This is a genomic window from Pseudomonas sp. H3_C08 (genome assembly GCF_054669455.1).
On sequence record NZ_CP162803.1, the window covers coordinates 101591 to 118370 of the forward strand.

General features: G+C 59.9%; 20 protein-coding genes. All 20 read left to right on the forward strand.

Features of this window, described 5'->3' with window-relative positions; genetic code table 11:
• The 20 genes from AB4N74_RS00475 (at position 1) to AB4N74_RS00570 (ending at position 16779) form a co-directional block, all read left to right on the forward strand.
• Entirely contained in the window at positions 1-1029 is a 1029-nt protein-coding gene (locus AB4N74_RS00475) for a phage late control D family protein (RefSeq protein ID WP_427118837.1), read from the forward strand.
• A gap of 141 nt (positions 1030-1170) precedes the next feature.
• Positions 1171-1755 (forward strand): phage tail terminator protein, encoded by a 585-nt coding sequence (locus AB4N74_RS00480; protein WP_257357148.1) that lies wholly within the window; start codon positions 1171-1173, stop codon positions 1753-1755.
• On the forward strand, positions 1752-1931 hold the full coding sequence (locus tag AB4N74_RS00485; RefSeq protein ID WP_414926600.1) for a DUF2635 domain-containing protein: 180 nt from the start codon (positions 1752-1754) through the stop codon (positions 1929-1931). The genes AB4N74_RS00480 and AB4N74_RS00485 overlap by 4 nt, the downstream gene beginning before the upstream one ends.
• Entirely contained in the window at positions 1931-3427 is a 1497-nt protein-coding gene (locus AB4N74_RS00490; RefSeq protein WP_095126526.1) for a phage tail sheath subtilisin-like domain-containing protein, read from the forward strand. The genes AB4N74_RS00485 and AB4N74_RS00490 overlap by 1 nt, the downstream gene beginning before the upstream one ends.
• 67 nt (positions 3428-3494) lie before the next feature.
• The gene (locus tag AB4N74_RS00495; RefSeq protein ID WP_007908779.1) at positions 3495-3842 is read left to right on the forward strand and encodes a phage tail tube protein; all 348 of its coding nucleotides are present in this window, start codon (positions 3495-3497) and stop codon (positions 3840-3842) included.
• The gene (locus tag AB4N74_RS00500) at positions 3839-4135 is read left to right on the forward strand and encodes a phage tail assembly protein (protein ID WP_007908778.1); all 297 of its coding nucleotides are present in this window, start codon (positions 3839-3841) and stop codon (positions 4133-4135) included. The genes AB4N74_RS00495 and AB4N74_RS00500 overlap by 4 nt, the downstream gene beginning before the upstream one ends.
• Positions 4136-4265: 130 nt before the next feature.
• Positions 4266-6041 (forward strand): phage tail tape measure protein, encoded by a 1776-nt coding sequence (locus tag AB4N74_RS00505; protein WP_460097976.1) that lies wholly within the window; start codon positions 4266-4268, stop codon positions 6039-6041.
• A complete protein-coding gene (locus AB4N74_RS00510; protein WP_093436487.1) occupies positions 6028-7266 on the forward strand; it encodes a DNA circularization protein in 1239 nt (412 codons plus the stop codon). The genes AB4N74_RS00505 and AB4N74_RS00510 overlap by 14 nt, the downstream gene beginning before the upstream one ends.
• Positions 7267-7268: 2 nt before the next feature.
• Positions 7269-8318: a phage baseplate assembly protein gene (locus AB4N74_RS00515; RefSeq protein ID WP_460097977.1), complete on the forward strand. Its 1050-nt coding sequence runs from the start codon at positions 7269-7271 to the stop codon at positions 8316-8318.
• A 137-nt stretch (positions 8319-8455) separates the two neighbouring features.
• The gene (locus AB4N74_RS00520; protein ID WP_460097978.1) at positions 8456-8965 is read left to right on the forward strand and encodes a phage baseplate assembly protein V; all 510 of its coding nucleotides are present in this window, start codon (positions 8456-8458) and stop codon (positions 8963-8965) included.
• Positions 8965-9363 (forward strand): phage GP46 family protein, encoded by a 399-nt coding sequence (locus AB4N74_RS00525; protein WP_093436478.1) that lies wholly within the window; start codon positions 8965-8967, stop codon positions 9361-9363. Before AB4N74_RS00520 ends, AB4N74_RS00525 begins: the two co-directional genes overlap by 1 nt.
• Positions 9353-10399 carry a baseplate J/gp47 family protein gene (locus AB4N74_RS00530; RefSeq protein ID WP_093436475.1) on the forward strand — a complete coding sequence of 349 codons (1047 nt, stop codon included), beginning with the start codon at positions 9353-9355 and terminating at the stop codon, positions 10397-10399. The genes AB4N74_RS00525 and AB4N74_RS00530 overlap by 11 nt, the downstream gene beginning before the upstream one ends.
• Positions 10387-10986, forward strand: coding sequence for a YmfQ family protein (locus AB4N74_RS00535; RefSeq protein WP_093436472.1), 600 nt, complete (start codon positions 10387-10389; stop codon positions 10984-10986). The genes AB4N74_RS00530 and AB4N74_RS00535 overlap by 13 nt, the downstream gene beginning before the upstream one ends.
• A gap of 14 nt (positions 10987-11000) precedes the next feature.
• Positions 11001-11882, forward strand: a complete 882-nt coding sequence (locus tag AB4N74_RS00540) for a gp53-like domain-containing protein (protein WP_093436469.1) — start codon at positions 11001-11003, stop codon at positions 11880-11882.
• A 17-nt stretch (positions 11883-11899) separates the two neighbouring features.
• Entirely contained in the window at positions 11900-12319 is a 420-nt protein-coding gene (locus tag AB4N74_RS00545; RefSeq protein ID WP_116254548.1) for a tail fiber assembly protein, read from the forward strand.
• A 70-nt stretch (positions 12320-12389) separates the two neighbouring features.
• Positions 12390-13547 (forward strand): phage tail protein, encoded by a 1158-nt coding sequence (locus AB4N74_RS00550; protein WP_116254547.1) that lies wholly within the window; start codon positions 12390-12392, stop codon positions 13545-13547.
• Complete coding sequence (locus AB4N74_RS00555) at positions 13544-14059, forward strand: phage tail protein (RefSeq protein ID WP_093436460.1); 516 nt, start codon at positions 13544-13546, stop codon at positions 14057-14059. The genes AB4N74_RS00550 and AB4N74_RS00555 overlap by 4 nt, the downstream gene beginning before the upstream one ends.
• 139 nt (positions 14060-14198) lie before the next feature.
• Positions 14199-15236 carry a phage tail protein gene (locus tag AB4N74_RS00560; protein ID WP_460097979.1) on the forward strand — a complete coding sequence of 346 codons (1038 nt, stop codon included), beginning with the start codon at positions 14199-14201 and terminating at the stop codon, positions 15234-15236.
• 44 nt (positions 15237-15280) lie between these two features.
• On the forward strand, positions 15281-15865 hold the full coding sequence (locus AB4N74_RS00565; protein WP_414926594.1) for a tail fiber assembly protein: 585 nt from the start codon (positions 15281-15283) through the stop codon (positions 15863-15865).
• Between the two features lie 173 nt (positions 15866-16038).
• On the forward strand, positions 16039-16779 hold the full coding sequence (locus AB4N74_RS00570; protein WP_414926593.1) for a gp53-like domain-containing protein: 741 nt from the start codon (positions 16039-16041) through the stop codon (positions 16777-16779).
• Position 16780 lies beyond the last annotated feature (1 nt).

The window sequence follows — 16780 nt, forward strand, 5'->3', positions numbered from 1 at the left end:
ATGACATTGGGTTTTACCCCGGCGGTAGAAATCTACGGCGCCCATGCGGCCCTGCTCAATCAGCGTCTGATCAGTTGGGAACATATCGATGCCGCGGGCATCGAGTCGGACCAACTGACATTGACGGTGGACCTTGAAGGTCTCGACGGTTTGCCGAGTCTCGGTGGTCGAATCGGCCTGAAAGTCGGTTACCTGGAATCGGGCATGGTCGACAAAGGCCAATTCAAAGTCACTCGCCTGACACCGACGCTGTTCCCGTTCCGCCTGACACTGGTGGCCACAGCTGCACCGTTCAGCAAGGATGACGAGACCGGTTTCAAGCAGCGCCGCACCGCCAGCCATGGTCCAACGACGCTCGGCGGACTGTTTCGCGAACTGGTGTCGCGGCATGGTTTCTCACCGCGAGTTGCCCCCGATGTGTCACTGATACGGATCGAGCACATCGACCAAACCAACGAAACCGACATGGGCTTTCTGACGCGGTTGGCGGCAAAGTACAACGTGGTCGCCAAACCGTACGATCAGATCTACGTGCTGGCGCGACCCGGTCAGACCAAATCACTGTCCGGCAAAGTGCTGGCGAACGTGATCCTGTCGGTGACCAGCAACAATCGGCCGGGTGATCACGCCTTTGTCAGCGCCACGCTGGAAGAGACTGCGCGGGCGCAGAATCAGGGCTGCATAACCCGCTGGCTGGATACTGCTACGGGTATTTTGCAAGAGGTCAAAACCGGGCTTTCGCCGTACAAGATCCTGCGCCAGCACCAACCCAGCGAAGCCGATGCCATCGCCGTGGGAGAAGGCGAAGTGCGCAAAATGCTCCGGCAAAAGTTCAAGGTGAAGATCACCTGCCCCGGCGATCCACGGCTGGCCGCCGAAGGCCTGGTGCTGCTCGATGACACCTGGCCGGACTTCATGCGCGGACGCTGGTCGATCGACAAGGTCACCGCCAGTGGCAATCGTGAGAACAGCTATCGCTGCCTGATCGATGCGTCGTGCCTCGACCCGAAAGCCGAAGCCAAAGACTGACCCACGAGCCCCCCTGTAGGAGTGAGCCTGCTCGCGATAGCGATGCCACATTCAAAATCAACGCGCCTGACACACCGCTATCGCGAGCAGGCTCACTCCTACAGGGGCCTGCGGTAACCCCCACTATTTTGGAACACCCCCATGAAGATCACCCCGATCCTCACGCAATTGCGTGGGCAATGCCCTGGCTTTGCCAATCACATTTCGGTGGGTGTCGATCTGGCGCTGCTACAAGGCAACCCGGAACTGCCGACACCCTCGGCCCACGTGCTGCCACTGGCCGACTTGGCGAGTGAAAGCACCACCCAAAACCTCACCACCCAACCGATCCGCGACCGCTTCGAAATCGTCCTGGTGCTTGACGCCACGGACGCCACAAAAGCGCTGGATCTGTTGCACGACCTGCGCGCCGAGTTGTGGCGCGCGCTGGTCGGTTTCAAACCAGATTCGACCTACAGCGCCATCGTTTACGACGGCGGCGAAATGGTCTCGATCAACAGCAGCCGCGCCTTTTACCGGCTGCGCTTTTTTGCCGAGTTCCAGCTCGGCCGCAATCTGCCGAGTCAGCCTGCGGAGAGTTGGCACGAACGCGAACTGGACGGTTTGTCGTCCTTTACCGGGGCCACCGTGCGGGTCGATGCGATCGACCCGGCCGACCCCAACCTGAAACGCCCGGGCCCCGATGGGCGCGTGGAAATGACTTTCTCTGGAGACGTAACCCCATGAGCAAACGCATCACCGTACTGCCGGCCGCTGGCCGTGTCGTACCGGACCCGGAGGCCGGCGATCTGCTGCCGCTCGAAGGCCGTGAAGTGCTGGACAGCGCCTGGTGGCGCCGACGTCTGGCCGACGGCGATATCACCCTCAAAACCGCACCAGCCAAACAAAAGGGAGCCAAATAATGGCGATCGGATTCAGCAACATCCCCGCGGACATTCGTGTACCGCTGTTCTATGCCGAAATGGACAACTCGGCCGCCAATAGCGCGAGTTCGACCCTGCGTCGTCTGATCGTCGCTCAGGTCAACGACAACATCGCGCCGACGGAAGTCGGCAAACTGGTGCTGGTGTCCAGCGTTGCGCTGGCGAAAAGCATCGGTGGCCAAGGCTCGATGCTCGCCTCGATGTACGAGACCTTCCGCAAGGCCGACCCGATCGGTGAGATCTGGTGCCTGCCGCTGCACAACACCGAAGGCGCGATCGCCAAAGGCGTGCTGACCCTGACCGGCACCGCCACTCAGGCCGGCGTGCTCAATCTGTATGTCGGCGGCGTGCGTGTGCAAGCCACCGTGGTCAACGGTGCCACCGCTGCCCAGGCAGCCACTGCACTGGCGCAAAAAATCAACGCCACCGCCGACCTGCCGGTCAGCGCTGCCGCTGCCGAAGGTGTGGTCACCCTGAATGCCAAATGGACTGGCGACAGCGGCAACGACATCAGCCTGCAATTCAATCGCCTGGGCAAGAGCAACGGCGAAGACACCCCGGCCGGCCTGACCACTGCAGTCACCGCCATGACCGGCGGCGCCGGTGTGCCGGATCAGGTTGAAGCCATCGCGGCCCTGGGTGATGAACCGTTCGAGTTCATCGCACTGCCATGGTCCGATCTGTCGACCCTCAACACCTGGCAAGCGGTCATGGATGACAGCACCGGTCGCTGGTCGTGGGCCAAGCAACTGTTCGGTCACGTCTACAGCGCCAAGCGCGGCACCGTCGGTACGCTGGTCGCAGCAGGCCAGGCGCGTAACGATCAGCACATGACCATTCAGGCGCTGGAGCCGGGCGTACCGCAACCGTTCTGGGTACAAGCCGCCGCACTGGCTGCACGCACCGCCGTATTCATCTCTGCCGACGCCAGCCGTCCGACCCAGAGCGGCAGCCTGCCGGGCGTTGACCCGGCACCGGCGAGTGAGCGCTTCACCCTGACCGAGCGTCAGTCGCTGCTCAACTACGGCATCGCCACCGCGTACTACGAGGGCGGCTACGTGCGCATCCAGCGCTCGATCACCACCTACCAGAAAAACGCTTACGGTCAGGCCGACAACTCCTACCTGGACAGCGAAACCATGCACCAGTCGGCGTTCATCGTGCGCCGTCTGCAAAGCGTGATCACCAGCAAATACGGCCGGCACAAACTGGCTTCCGACGGCACCCGTTTCGGCGCCGGCCAGCCAATTGTCACCCCGGCGACCATTCGCGGCGAGCTGATCGCGCAGTACGCCAAGCTGGAACTCGAAGGCCACGTGGAGAACGCCGAGCTGTTTGCCGAGCACCTGATCGTCGAGCGCGACGTGCAGGACCCGAGCCGCGTGAACGTGCTGTTCCCGCCGGATTACATCAACGGTCTGCGCGTGTTCGCACTGCTCAACCAATTCCGTCTGCAGTACGACGACGCGGCTTGATCGCCGCGTTTGACCACCAGCATTCAGCCCACCGCGTGTGGGCTTTTTTATTCAAGGGAGTAACACCATGGGTCAACTGATTGCAGGCACCTGCTACGTCAAAGTCGACGGCGCACAACTGACCATCAATGGCGGCTGCGAAGCCCCGCTGATGGCGGTCAAACGCGAAACCGTCGTACCCGGCTTCTACAAGGAAACCGACATCGCGCCGTCGTTCAAAGTGACCGCGCTGCACACCGCCGACTTCCCGCTGAAGAAGCTGATCGAAGGCACCGACATCACCGTCACCTGCGAATTCAGCAACGGCAAAGTCTACGTACTGGCCGGCGCCTACCTGGTCGAAGAACCTGTCTCCAAAGGCGATGACGCCACCATCGAACTGAAATTCGAAGGCATCAAGGGGACCTGGCAATGAGCGGCGCCGTGAAGCTTCAGGTTGCGATCGAAGCTCACGGCGAGCCCCTGACCGAACTCGTCCTGCGCCGTCCGACGGTGCAGGAGGTGCGAGCGATCAAGGCGCTGCCGTACAAGATCGACAAGAGCGAAGAAGTCAGCCTCGACATGGACGTGGCGGCCAAATACATCGCCGTGTGCGCCGGTATTCCACCGTCGTCGGTCAACCAGTTGGATCTGGCTGACCTCAATGCGCTGAGCTGGGCCGTTGCGAGTTTTTTCATGAGTGCGGCGTCGGCGCCATCACCGACCTGATCGCCGTCGCCTATGACCTGGCCTGGTTCTGGAAGGTTGACCCCGAACAGATGATGGCCAGGCCACTGGATGTGCTCCGCGAATCGCTGGAGCACGCGCAACGGATCAATGCGATGCAGCAGGTGCAGTGATGGCAGACGAAGAGAAAAAAGTGAAAACGCCGGTGCTGATCACGGGCATCGATGAACTGTCGCCCAAACTCGGCGCCCTGCGAGTCAAGGTCGAGAGCTTCAAGAACAATCTCGAACAGACCGGCCTCGGTAAGCTGGACATCAGCGGTCTGTTCAAGGGCGGCAGCGTGATCACGCCGTTCGTGGACGGGATCAAATCGGCGGCGGCGTTTCAGGGCAAATTGACCGAAGTCAGCGACACGGCAAAAACCGTCGACCTGCCCGCTACGCCGAAAGTCGCTGCGCAAAACATGAACGTGTTCAGTGCATCGATGGAAAAGGTTTCCGCAGCCGTGGACGCGGCACTGGTGCCGGCGGTGGGCGCATTGGTGGTCGGGCTGGAACCGATGCTGACCCAGGTCGGCAGCCTGCTCGCCGACAACCCGAAACTGGTCGAAGGCCTGGCGGCGGGGGCGATTGCTTTCTCGGCGATGCAAACCGCCGTCACCGGCATGACCCAGGTGATGGACGTCATGAGCATGGTGCTCAAGACCAATCCGATCATGTTGATCGCGATGGGCATCGCGGTGGCGGCCGGTTTGATTTATGCCAACTGGACGCCGATCAGTGCTTTTTTCAAGGGCATGTGGGAGGGTGTGAAAAACATCGGTGTGAGTGCGATGGCAACGTTGCGCTCGATCCTCGATTGGCGACCGCTGGATGCACTGGCGGCGCTGTGGTCACCGGTCGCGGGATTTTTCTCCGGGATCTGGGACAAGGTCAAAGCGGTCACCGCGCCAGTGATCGACTTTTTCAAATCGGTGTTCTCGTGGACGCCCGCCGGCATGATCCTGGAAAACTGGGCGCCGCTGACCGGTCTGTTTTCGGCAATCTGGGACTTGCTCAAGGCCTTGAGTGTGCCGGTGATGGCGTTCCTCAAAGGTCTGTTCGACTGGACACCGTTGGGGATGATCATCAACAACTGGGGATCGATCACCGGCTTCTTCGCCTCGATCTGGACGGCGCTGCAACCGGCGGCGCAAGCCATCAAGGACTTCTTCGGCACGTTGTTCGACTATTCCCCTGTGGGCATGATCGTCAACAACTGGGGCAGTATCGTGGCCTTCTTCGAACCGGTCTGGGCCGCATTGCAAGCGTCGGCGCAGCAGATCAAAAGCTTCTTCCAGAGCCTGTTCGAATGGTCGCCGCTGGAACAGATCGCGATGTACTGGCAACCGATCAGCGAAGTGTTTTCGGCGCTGTGGGGCGTGGTGCAGGCGTTGGCCGCACCGGTACTCGAGTTTTTGCACAACATGTTCGAATGGACGCCGTTGGGGCAGATCATCAAGAACTGGGGGCCGATCACCGAGTGGTTCGGCGAGTTGTGGCAAAAACTGCAAACCGTGATTGCGCCGATCAAAGAGTTGTTCGACGGCGGCTTTGCCGGACTGATCGCCAAGGTCACCGGCAAGGTTGAAACGTTCACCGAAGCGCAACGCCAGACCAATGCCGAAGGCAAAGGGGAACTGGCACCCGCGTTCTTCGGAGCAACACCGCAAGCCACGGGTAACGGTGCACTGCAAAGTGGTTCGTTGCCACAGAGTTCTGGCGCACTGATTCAACAAAGCGCAATCAACAACCGCACGCAACTCGAAGGCGGCCTGACCGTGCGCTTCGAAAATGCGCCGGCAGGCCTGCGTACCGATCAACCGCAAACCAATCAACCAGGGCTGGCGCTGTCGTCGCGCATCGGCTATCGCTCGCTGTCGGCAGGAGGTTCCAATGAACTGGCGTGACCGTTTGTTGCCGGCATCCTTTCGTGGTGTCGGCTTCTGGATCGATCAGGCGAAAACCCCGGTCGGTCGCAAAGGTCAGTTGCATGAATACCCGCAACGCGACCTGCCGTATTTCGAGGATCTGGGCCAGCAGGCCAAGACTCACGACATCACGGCATTCATCATCGGCGCCGACTGCCTGGAGCAGCGCGACAAGCTGCTCAAGGCATTGGAGGCGGGCAATGGTGAGCTGGTGCACCCGTGGCTCGGGCGCCTGCAAGTCAAGGTCGGTGAGTGCGACATGACCCATACCCGCCAGGACGGCGGGCTGGTGACGTTCAGTCTGAAGTTCTACCCCGATCGGCCGTTGCCGTTTCCGACCGCCACCGTCAGTACGCAAAAAGTCCTGTTGGCCAAGGCTGACACTTTGCTGGGGTCCGCAGTGTCGCGTTTCGAAGAGGTCATTGTCCGGATTCAAGCGGCACGGATTGGCATTAACAATCTGCGAAACAGCCTGACCGGGGTGTTCGATGTGATTAAGGAACAGCTGAAACCACTGATCGCGCAATACAAGGAAATCACTGAACTGGTCAGAGCCGTCAAGGAGTTGCCCAAGGAAGTGGCGGCGGAGTTCAAGGGGTTGCTCGGCGATATCAAGGAGCTCAAGGCGTTCGCGAAGGAGGGCTACCGTGGCGTGATTGCCGACGTGTCCCAACAACTCGAAGCGATCCGCAAGGCTGATGCGCCGAAGATCACCACGGGCAAGGACACCAATGCGGCGGCGCAAGCCATGGCCGATCTGGTGCAGGACACTCTGATTGTCAAAGTGGCGCAATGGGTCGCTTCAATGCCGGTGGCGGCGAAACCGGTGAAGTTGCTGTCGACCCCTTCCTTGGATCAGCAGTCGAAGCAGCCGATTTCTCGACAGGAAGTACCGGCTACCGACGATTTGCAGGCGCTTCAAAAGGACTTGGTCGAGGCGCTCCAAATGGCCAAAAACAAAGCCGGTCCAGCGCACTATCAGGCTATCAGCGACGTGCAGGATGCTCTGGTGGCGCACCTCAAAGCCGTAGCGTCATCGGGGGTGCGTCTGGTCACCAAGTCGTTTCAGGAAAGTTTGCCGGCACTGGTAGTGGCTTACAAACAATTCAGTGATGCGACACGGGTGACCGAAGTGGTCCAGCGTAACGGAGCGACCAACCCGTTGTATCTGCCACCCAACGACGTGAAAGTCTCTCGGGAGTAGTCATGGACGTAATGGACAACCATGTCACGCTGACCGTCAACAACATGGAATACGGCGGCTGGAAAAGCGTGGAAATCACCGCTGATCTGGAGCGCCAGTTCCGCACCTTCAAACTCGACATCACCTGGCAGTGGCCGGGGCAAACGGTGGACCAGCGGATCAAACCGGGTGACCCCTGCGAAGTGAAAATCGGCCAGGACCTGGTGCTCACCGGCTATGTGTTCAAGGCCCCGATCCGTTATGACGGACGCCAGATCAGCCTGAGCATCGAGGGCAGTTCCAAGACTCAGGATCTGGTCGATTGCGCTGCCAGGAACACGCCGAACCAGTGGCAGGAACAACCGCTGCTGAGCATTGTTCAGGCGCTGGCGATGGAGTACGGGCTGATGGTGGTCAATGAAATCCCCGAGACCGCGCGGCTGACCAAACACACGATTGTGCCGGGAGAAACGGTGTTTCAGTCGATCGACCGTTTGCTCTCGCTGCTGCGGGTGTTTTCCACCGATGACGAGCAGGGTCGGCTGGTGCTGGCCAAGCCGGGCAGCGGTGGGCGGGCCAGTGATGCGCTGGAGCTGGGCAAGAATATTTTGTCCGCCAGCGCGTCGATGGATCAGAGCCAGGTGTTTTCCGAATACCGGGTGATCGGCCAGCAGAAAGGTTCGGACAAGAAGAGCGGGGCGGCAGTCAGCGAGGTTGAATCCAGCGCGACCGATCTGAGCTTCAAACGTCGACGCACCACGATCATCAACGAGGGCACCGCGCTGACGTTCGAACTGGCCCAGCAGCGCGCCCTGTGGGAGAGCGCCACCCGTATGGGCCGGGCGCAGACCACCACCTATCAGGTGCAGGGCTGGCGCCAGTCCAACGGCGATCTGTGGCGCCACAACACGCTGGTCAAGGTCACGGATCCGGTGCTTGGATTTGATGGCGACATGCTGATTTCCAAAGTCACGTATTCGCTGTCGGCGCAAGGCTCGGTGACCACGCTGCAAGTGGCGCCGCCGCATACCTTCGATGCCAATCCAATGCCACCGAAAAAATCCCCGGCCTGACACCGAACCCTGTAGGAGTGAGCCTGCTCGCGATAGCGTCGGCAGCCTCAACATCACAGTGCCTGACCCACCGCCATCGCGAGCAGGCTCACTCCTACAGTTGATCGCGTCGTGGCCGCCTCTTTGAAGGACACCCCATGAGCCTACTGACACGCCTGCTGGCGCGCGGCACTGTCGTGCTCGCCAATTCGGCATCCAAGCTGCAATCGCTGCAAATGCGCCTCACCGCCGGCGAAGTGAACGACGACATGGAGCATTTCGAACCCTACGGCTTTACCAGTAACCCGCTGGCCGGCGCCGAAGGTGTCGTCACTTTTCTCGGCGGCGATCGCTCCCACGCCATCGCGCTGGTCATCGCCGACCGCCGTTATCGCCTGCAATCGCTGGCGTCGGGCGAAGTGGCGATCTACACCGACGAAGGCGACAAAATTCACTTCAAACGCGGGCGGATCATCGACATTGAAACCGCCACGCTGAACATCCGCGCCAGCAGCGCGGTGAACTTCGATACGCCGGTGATCAACCAGACCGGCAAGATCGTCTCCGCCGGCGACCAGATTGCCGGTGGCATCAGCCAGATCAAACACGTGCACGTCGGCGTACAGGCCGGCAGCGGCCAGACCGGCGCGCCGGCAGGAGGCAAGTGATGCTGATCAGCCCGAACCTCCACGCCGCGCTGACCCGCGCCGTACTCATCAGCCTGTTCACCTGGCGCCGCGCCGCCGATGACGACGCCCTCGACGACGAAGAACGTTTCGGCTGGTGGGGCGATACCTTTCCCACCGTCGCCGACGATCGCATCGGTTCGCGGCTGTGGCTGTTGCGCCGGGTCAAGCTGACTCGACAAACGCAGATGGACGCCGAGTTCTATGCCCGCGAAGCCTTGCAATGGCTGATCGACGACGGCCACTGCAGCGCCATCGACATCATCAGCGAACGCCTCGACGCCCAGCGCCTGAACCTGCGCACGGTCCTGACCCTGGCCGACGGCGAACGTCTGGACATCAACCCCGATAACAGTTGGCAGGTGATCTATGCCGTTTGAAACCCCTTCGCTGCCGGTGCTGATCAAGCGCACCCAAAGCGACCTGGCCGGCGATTCGCTGCGCCAGTCCGATGCGCAAGTGCTGGCCCGTACCCTCGGTGGCGCGGCTTATGGTCTGTACGGTTATCTCGACTGGATTGCCGAGCAGATCCTGCCCGACAAGGCCGATGAGTCGACCCTGGAGCGCATCGCCGCACTTCGTTTGAACCAACCGCGCAAACCCGCGCAAGTCGCCACCGGCAGCGTCAGTTTTACCGCCACGGCCGGTGCCGTGCTGGATGTCGACACGTTGTTGCAAGCGAGCGATGGCCGCACCTACAAAGTCACCACCGCACGCACCACCGTCAATGGCAGCAACACCACTACCATCGCGGCGTTGGATGCCGGCAGCCTCGGCAATGCCGACGCCGGGCTGGCGCTGACGCCGGTGCAGCCGATTGCCGGTGTGGTCGGCAACAGCTTTGTCGTGCTGGCGCCGGGACTCAGCGGCGGCGTGGCACGGGAAAGTCTGGAGTCGCTGCGCTCGCGGGTGATTCGCTCTTACCGCGTGATTCCCCATGGCGGCTCGGCCAGTGACTACGAGACCTGGGCACTGGAAGTGCCGGGCGTAACGCGCGCCTGGTGTCGTGGCGGCCTGCTCGGGCCAGGCACAGTGACGGTGTTCATCATGCGTGATGAAGACCCGCAACCGGTGCCCAACGATGAGCAATTGGCGGAGGTTCAGGACTACATCGAACCGCTGCGTCCGGTGACTGCGGAAGTGCACGTGCAGCGGCCGATTCAGGTGCCGGTGGTGTATCGCTTCAAGAGCGTCAATCCGGACACCACCGCCGTGCGTGCCGCCGTTGAAGCGCAATTGCGCGACCTGCACAACCGTGAGGCCGATCTGGGTGTGCCGTTGCTGATCAGCCATATCCGCGAAGCCATCAGCAGCGCCGGTGGTGAGTACGATCACACCCTGACCGCGCCGGCCGCTGACGTGCCTGCCGGGCAAAGCGAACTGCTCACCTTCGGAGGTTGCGTATGGGGGGCATAAGAACCGCCGCGCAATATCAGGCGCAGCTGCGCGCCTTGCTGCCCAGTGGCCCGGCGTGGGACCCGGAACGCGTACCGGAACTCGAAGAAGTGCTGCAAGGCGTCGCCGTCGAACTGGCACGCCTTGATGCCCGCGCCGCCGACCTGCTCAACGAAATGGACCCGGCCGGCGTCAGCGAACTGGTGCCGGACTGGGAACGGGTGATGAACCTGCCCGACCCGTGCCTGGGCGCCACACCGCTGTTCGACGACCGCCGCCTCGCCGTCCGCCGGCGCTTGCTGGCGGTCGGCAGCCAGGCTGTCGGTTACTACATCGACATCGCCAAAAGCCAGGGCTACCCCAACGCGACCATCACCGAACTCGAAGCCCCGCGCATGGGCCGCTCGCGTTTCGGCTCGGCGCACTGGGGCACGTGGGAAGCGCAGTTCATGTGGACGCTCAATACCGGCGGCCGCTTGCTGCTGGGTCGGCGTTTCGGCGCGAGCTATTGGGGCGAGCGCTTCGGCGTTAATCCGGGTTCGGCGCTGGAATGCCTGATTCACCGCAGTGCGCCGGCGCATACCAAGGTGCACATTAATTATGACTAGGGAGGAATGAGGGGATGGATTATCCGAAAAGCATGCCCGGTGTCGGTTTGGTCAACAGTCGTTTTGTCGATGAAAATCCCCTCACCGGAACCCCCGGATCGCTGATTCCTGCGGAGTGGGGCAACGCCCTTACCGAAGAGGTGTTGGCGGTTATCAAAGCGGCGGGTATCGAACCGACCGAAGGCTTGAACACCCAACTGCTCGAGGCCATCCGTGGCAAAAAGCTGTTTGAAACGCCGCCACAATTCGATGTCAGTCAGAAAGTCGCGACGACGGAGTTTGTGCAGCGCGCACTCGGCAGTCTGGCGGGGCAGACCAATTACGTGGGTGATGTTTCGTTGACGGTCGCTGACGTCGGCAAACTCTCGATCTTCACCAGCCCAGGTACGGTGACCCTGCCGGAATGGTCAACTGTGCCTGCGGGAGGCTTGGTGTCGCTGGTCGCAGGTTCCGGTAGTTTGAACGTGAAAGTCAGGAGTGGCGAGAGTCTGGGCACCGCCAGCGCTGGTGCACCGGATAACACGTTGTCATTTGTCGGTGGCAGCTACGTTACTTTTCGCCGGCTTCTGCTCGGTGGTGGCTGGGGCCTGGATTCTGGTGATGGTGCGCTCAAGTACTCGCCAGCGTTTACCGCTTCCTTGAACACTGCAGGCGGCTATCAGCGTTTGCCCAGTGGCCTGATCCTGCAATGGGGACTGGCCACGGGCGGCGCACTCAGCGAAACCATTACCTATCCGATTGCCTTTCCCAAAAGCGTGCTCTTTCTCTCGGGCGGCGATCTTTCACCGGCATTCTCCGACCTGCGCTTTTCCCTTTACCGACTCTCGCAAAGCCAGTTTCAGCGCTTCTCCAATGCTGACCCTGGTGGCTGGAACTGGTTCGCCATCGGCTTCTGAAATCAACGGTGAATGAAATGAAATACATTGATTTTGATGCCCAGGGCGAACTGCTCGGGCGCTATGACTCGGCGATTCACACGCAGATGCCTGCCACTGCTCTAGAAATCTCTGATGAGTTGTTCCTGCGCACGATCGAGGAACGCGATGGCATCTGGAAGTGGACCGACGGCAAGGTCACCAAGCATGCATTGCCGAACGCATCGCTGCTGGTTGAAAGCGAACAGCGAGCATTGGCCCTGGCGCGGCGTGACGAGCTGCTGGCTGAAGCCGATCAGCAGACCGTCGGTATGGCCGACGCCTACATTGCAGGATTGCTGGATGCCGAAGACATGCAGCGGTTCAAGGCGTATGCCTCCTACAAACTGGCGCTCAACAAGATCGACAGGCAGCCAGGTTATCCGCAGAACGTCGACTGGCCAGTGCTACCGGCTTGATGCTCTTTCTGACATGAAGCCTGCAAAACAGCTTCGTAAACAGTCACCCAGAATAACGGGAGGTCCCCGCGTGGATTATCCAAACAGTGTGCCCAGCGCCGGATTGGTGAATGGGAAGTTCGTTGATGAAAACCCGATGATCGGAACGCCCGGATCGCTGATTCCGGCGGATTGGGGGAATGGGGTCACGCAGGAAATTCTCAACGTGATCAATGCCGGGGGGCTGACCCCCGATGAGAAGAAATACGATCAGTTGTTGCTGGCGATTCAATCGGTGACGGCCAAGGGCTGGAACCAGGATCTGGCGTTGCCGCTATCGGCTTTGCCTTTGCCAACCGTTGCCACGGCGGATGCCCGGTTAACCATCACGCCAGCCGCCGTATCGAGCAGTGGCGGGCGAGTGTCCGTACCGGCGGGCGTATACGTCAGCCTTGGTCAGGAAGTGGTGGCGGGTCAGTTGGGGCGTTCACGTACTTTCACTACCCAGGCCTGGAGCAGTGCAGACCTGCTGCCCAGCTCGAGCTACTTTTTGCGGGCGCAGGTGGTGGGTGGTGTGCTGAGTTTCTATACCCAGCGCGGTACGATTTACGACGTGACACCCGAGACGCTGAAAGGTTTGGCCAACGGCGCTGCCGGCGGCGGTTTTCAGAGTTCGGTGTTGGACATGTGTCTGGCCTGGGTCGTCACCGGCGCGCCAGGCTCCGTGCCGACAGTGCGTGCGATTTACAACCGTGCACGCTTGACCTGGACTCAGACCGTCAACGGCACGGGTGCAGTGTTTCTGCCCCTAGACCCGCATGCGCGTGCTGCGCGGCTTGTGGTAGGCAATCCGACGCCGTCATCGACGGCCGTAACGAGCGTCGCGTTTCCGGCGACTGGATGGGCCGGGGGCAACTATAGCTATCTGTCACCGGTATCGACGGGTGTATCCAATAATGCGGGAGGCTGGAACCCGTCTACTGTGCAACCGTGCGTGATATTCACCAACAACATCGTCTACGACGTCACGGTTTCGACGCTGACCGCCAGTTTTGATCATGCCAATTTGCGCTCGCTCTGGCAGTCCTATCAGGCTGAGCACAATCTGGGGCAATCCAATGCTGACAGTGATGAATTGCTACTCAGCATGGGGATCAAGAGTCATCCGCTAACCGACTATACCGCCGGCATCGCGATCAATTTCGGGGAAGCTGTGAACGTCCAATTGCAGTGGGAGCTGATTCGATGATCGTCATTCAGGAACTCCATCAGATTGACGGCGAGTTGCGCCTTCCTCAACCCTCCGCTGCCCATGACTGGGACGGTGAGAAATGGGTATTGGACGACGATAAACAGGCTGCGCTGGACATGCAGGAAACTGAACGCTTGTGTGCCAAAGTCGACGCCGCCGCTGACGACGCCCGTACCGCTCTGGCTGGTGACCCGCTCAAAGCCATGGAGTACGCCCAGGCTGCCGCCGATGCTCAGGCCTATCAGGACGCCGGTTACCCGAAAAAGGAAGTGCCGCTGTCGGTCGCTGCATGGGTTGCCAAAGGACGCAGCGCCAAACAGGCCGCCGAGCAGATTTTGAGCAAGGCCTATCAACTGACCGACCATCTGCTGGCGCTGCGTGCGCTGCGCCTGAAGGCCAAAGCGCAAATTCGCGCGCAGGCTGCCAAGGGCAACATGGATCTGGCGCGCAGCGCTGGTGACGAAGCTTTGATCGCCATTCGCGAATTGGCCAGCGGCCTTTCCAGCTAAGCCGAAAATTCTGCGTTCCGAGTCACCCAAGCCCACTTCGTTGTGGGCTTTTTATTTTCAGAAAACGGACCGTGGACAGGCACGCAGAAGACGCTGTGTCGACGCCGGTCATTTGTCATTTCAAAGGAACGAACATTCTATGGATTATCCAAAAAGCGTCCCCAGCGTCGGCTTGGTCGATGGCCGCTTCGTCGATGAAAACCCGGTGGCGGGTACGCCGGGGTCGTTGATTCCGGCGGTGTGGGGAAATGCCGTCACCGAGGAAATACTCAACGTTGTCACCGGAGCGGGACTGGAGCCTGCTGAAGGTGATAACCGACAACTGCTCAAAGCCTTGCAGGTGCTGTTGGCATTGGCCAGCCCTATGGCAACGTCAGTGACCAGTGTGTCGGCCTCCAAAGCATTGGCGGCAAATGAACTCGGGCTGGTGCTCGTCAATGCGAGCAGTGGTGCGACCACCATCAGCCTGCCGCCGGCGGACCTTACGTTAGGGATTCGCGACGTCATATTACGTCGGGTCGACAACTCGACAGCGCGCTTGGCAGTGCGCGCGTCGGGCACCGACAAAATCAGGTTTCATACCCATCTTGCCGCAGCCGGGTATCCCTTCTTTGTGCTGATGGGTTCGGGTGACTGGTGGCACCTGCGCAGTGATGGCGCAGGCAACTGGTGGCCGATCGGACGCTTCGATGGCACGCCGTTGGGCCGGGCTGTCTTCGAGACTACGGCGCTGCTCAATCCCGGAGGATACGGTCCGCTTAACGGGGCGGTATTCAGTCGCAGCGACTGGCCGTGGTTGTGGGATCACGCGCAGCAGTCCGGCGCCCTGACCACTGAAGCCGCGAGAGTAGGGGCCGAGGGTGGCTGGACCAGCGGAGATGGCACGTTGACCTTTCGCGGGCCGGAGGGGCGAGGTGAGTTCATCAGAGTGTGCGATGAGGGACGTGGGGTTGATGTCGGTCGCTCGGTTGGTAGTTGGCAGGTCGACATGTTCCGCTCGCATCGCCATGAACTCAAAAGCGACATGTTGGGCGTGCCTTTGGTATCAGCTCAGAACGCAGCACCGGACGCGTTGTTCAACCAGGCCAATATCAGTCTCGGGTTTACCGAAAGCACCGGCGGCCCTGAAACGCGACCGCGAAACATTGCCTATCCAGGCCGGATAAAGCTCATCTAACGCGAGCTTGTCGTTTTCTTGGCACCATTGAATGGAGTTGAACAATGTCCTATTACTACGTAATAAATGAAGGGACGCAAGAAATTAACGGACCGATCGAATTGCCGATCACACCCGGAATAGGCGTTCAAGTACCGGGCAATGCAATCGAGTTGACTGAATTGCTGCCCACCGTTGATCCCGGTTATGTTTGGGTGTGGCGCAATGGGCAAATTTTGCAACTTATCGACTTGCGCAACCAACTGGTTTATCGCAAAGACAACGGCAACCCGCTTTACTGGAGCGAGCTTGGGCCTATCCCTGACTATCTGACCGTCAAGCCGCGTCCCGACACTTTCTACTTCTGGAAAGACGATGACTGGGTGCCGGATGTCGACGCCCAACGTACGGCATTGGTGACGCAGGCAGGCTTAGAGCGCGATAACCGCCTGCACGAAGTGGTCATTCGTGTCGCACCACTGCAATACGCTTACGAATTGGGGGAGGCGAGCAGTGATCAACTGGCCACGCTGCAAACATGGAAACGCTACGCGCTTACTCTGGCCCGGATCGAGCTGCAACCGGATTATCCCTTGGTCATTGAATGGCCCGCGACGCCCGCCGAGCTGGTTGTTTCACCAATCTCATAAGCACAACTCAAGTGATTAAAGCCTCGTAGACGGCCTGGTGCTGTCGGTATTCGGCTGCCTGTCAGAAGCTTGAAGGCTATGGCGTGGAGGGGCTGGAACAATGCGCGTTTGTTGACAGCAGATTGACGGCCTTCAGGGCCAGAGTGGCTTGTTTAAAAAACAGGAGAAATTTAATGGATTATCCAAATAGTGTACCCAGTGCCGGTCTTGTAAACGGCCGGTTTGTCGATGAAGAGCCGCTGAGTGGTAGGCCGGGATCGTTGATTCCGGCGAGTTGGGGAAATAGCGTTACGCAGGAAATTCTTGAAGTTATCAGAACCTCGGGAGCAGTCGCGGACGAAGCTGATAACACTCAGTTAAGAGCAGCAATTAATACGCTGATTTCGAAGAAATACAGTGAAAGCCTGGCCAGTCAAGAAGACGCGGAGTCTGGTGCCAGTACCACCAATTTAATGACACCTTTGCGCGTAGTCCAATCCATTGCGAAGAAAATCCAACAGTCGACAGAGTCCATCGTAGGCATAGCAAAAGTTGCTTCTCAGGCAGAGGTCAATGCTGGCGTCAGCGACGCGTCTATTGTGACTCCGAAAAAACTTAGACTTGGATTCAAGGTGAATCTGGGCATTTCAGGCTACATCGTTTTTCCCTCTTGGATGGGAGGGTTGATCATCCAGTGGATTAACGGCAGCGCCAGTCAGTCAGGCAACAACAATTGTGGTGACCTGAATTTATGGCCACTCGCATTTCCCAATGCGATGTTTCTCGCGGTCGCCACCCATGAAGGTGGTTCAACGGCAACCTTCTTGACGTGGAACGATACTTCAACAGTAAGTAGGAGAGTGGGCATCAATGTGCGCTGTCCTGATTATTCCAACTCTTCCATTTCCGCCCGAATCATAGGAATAGGGTACTGAC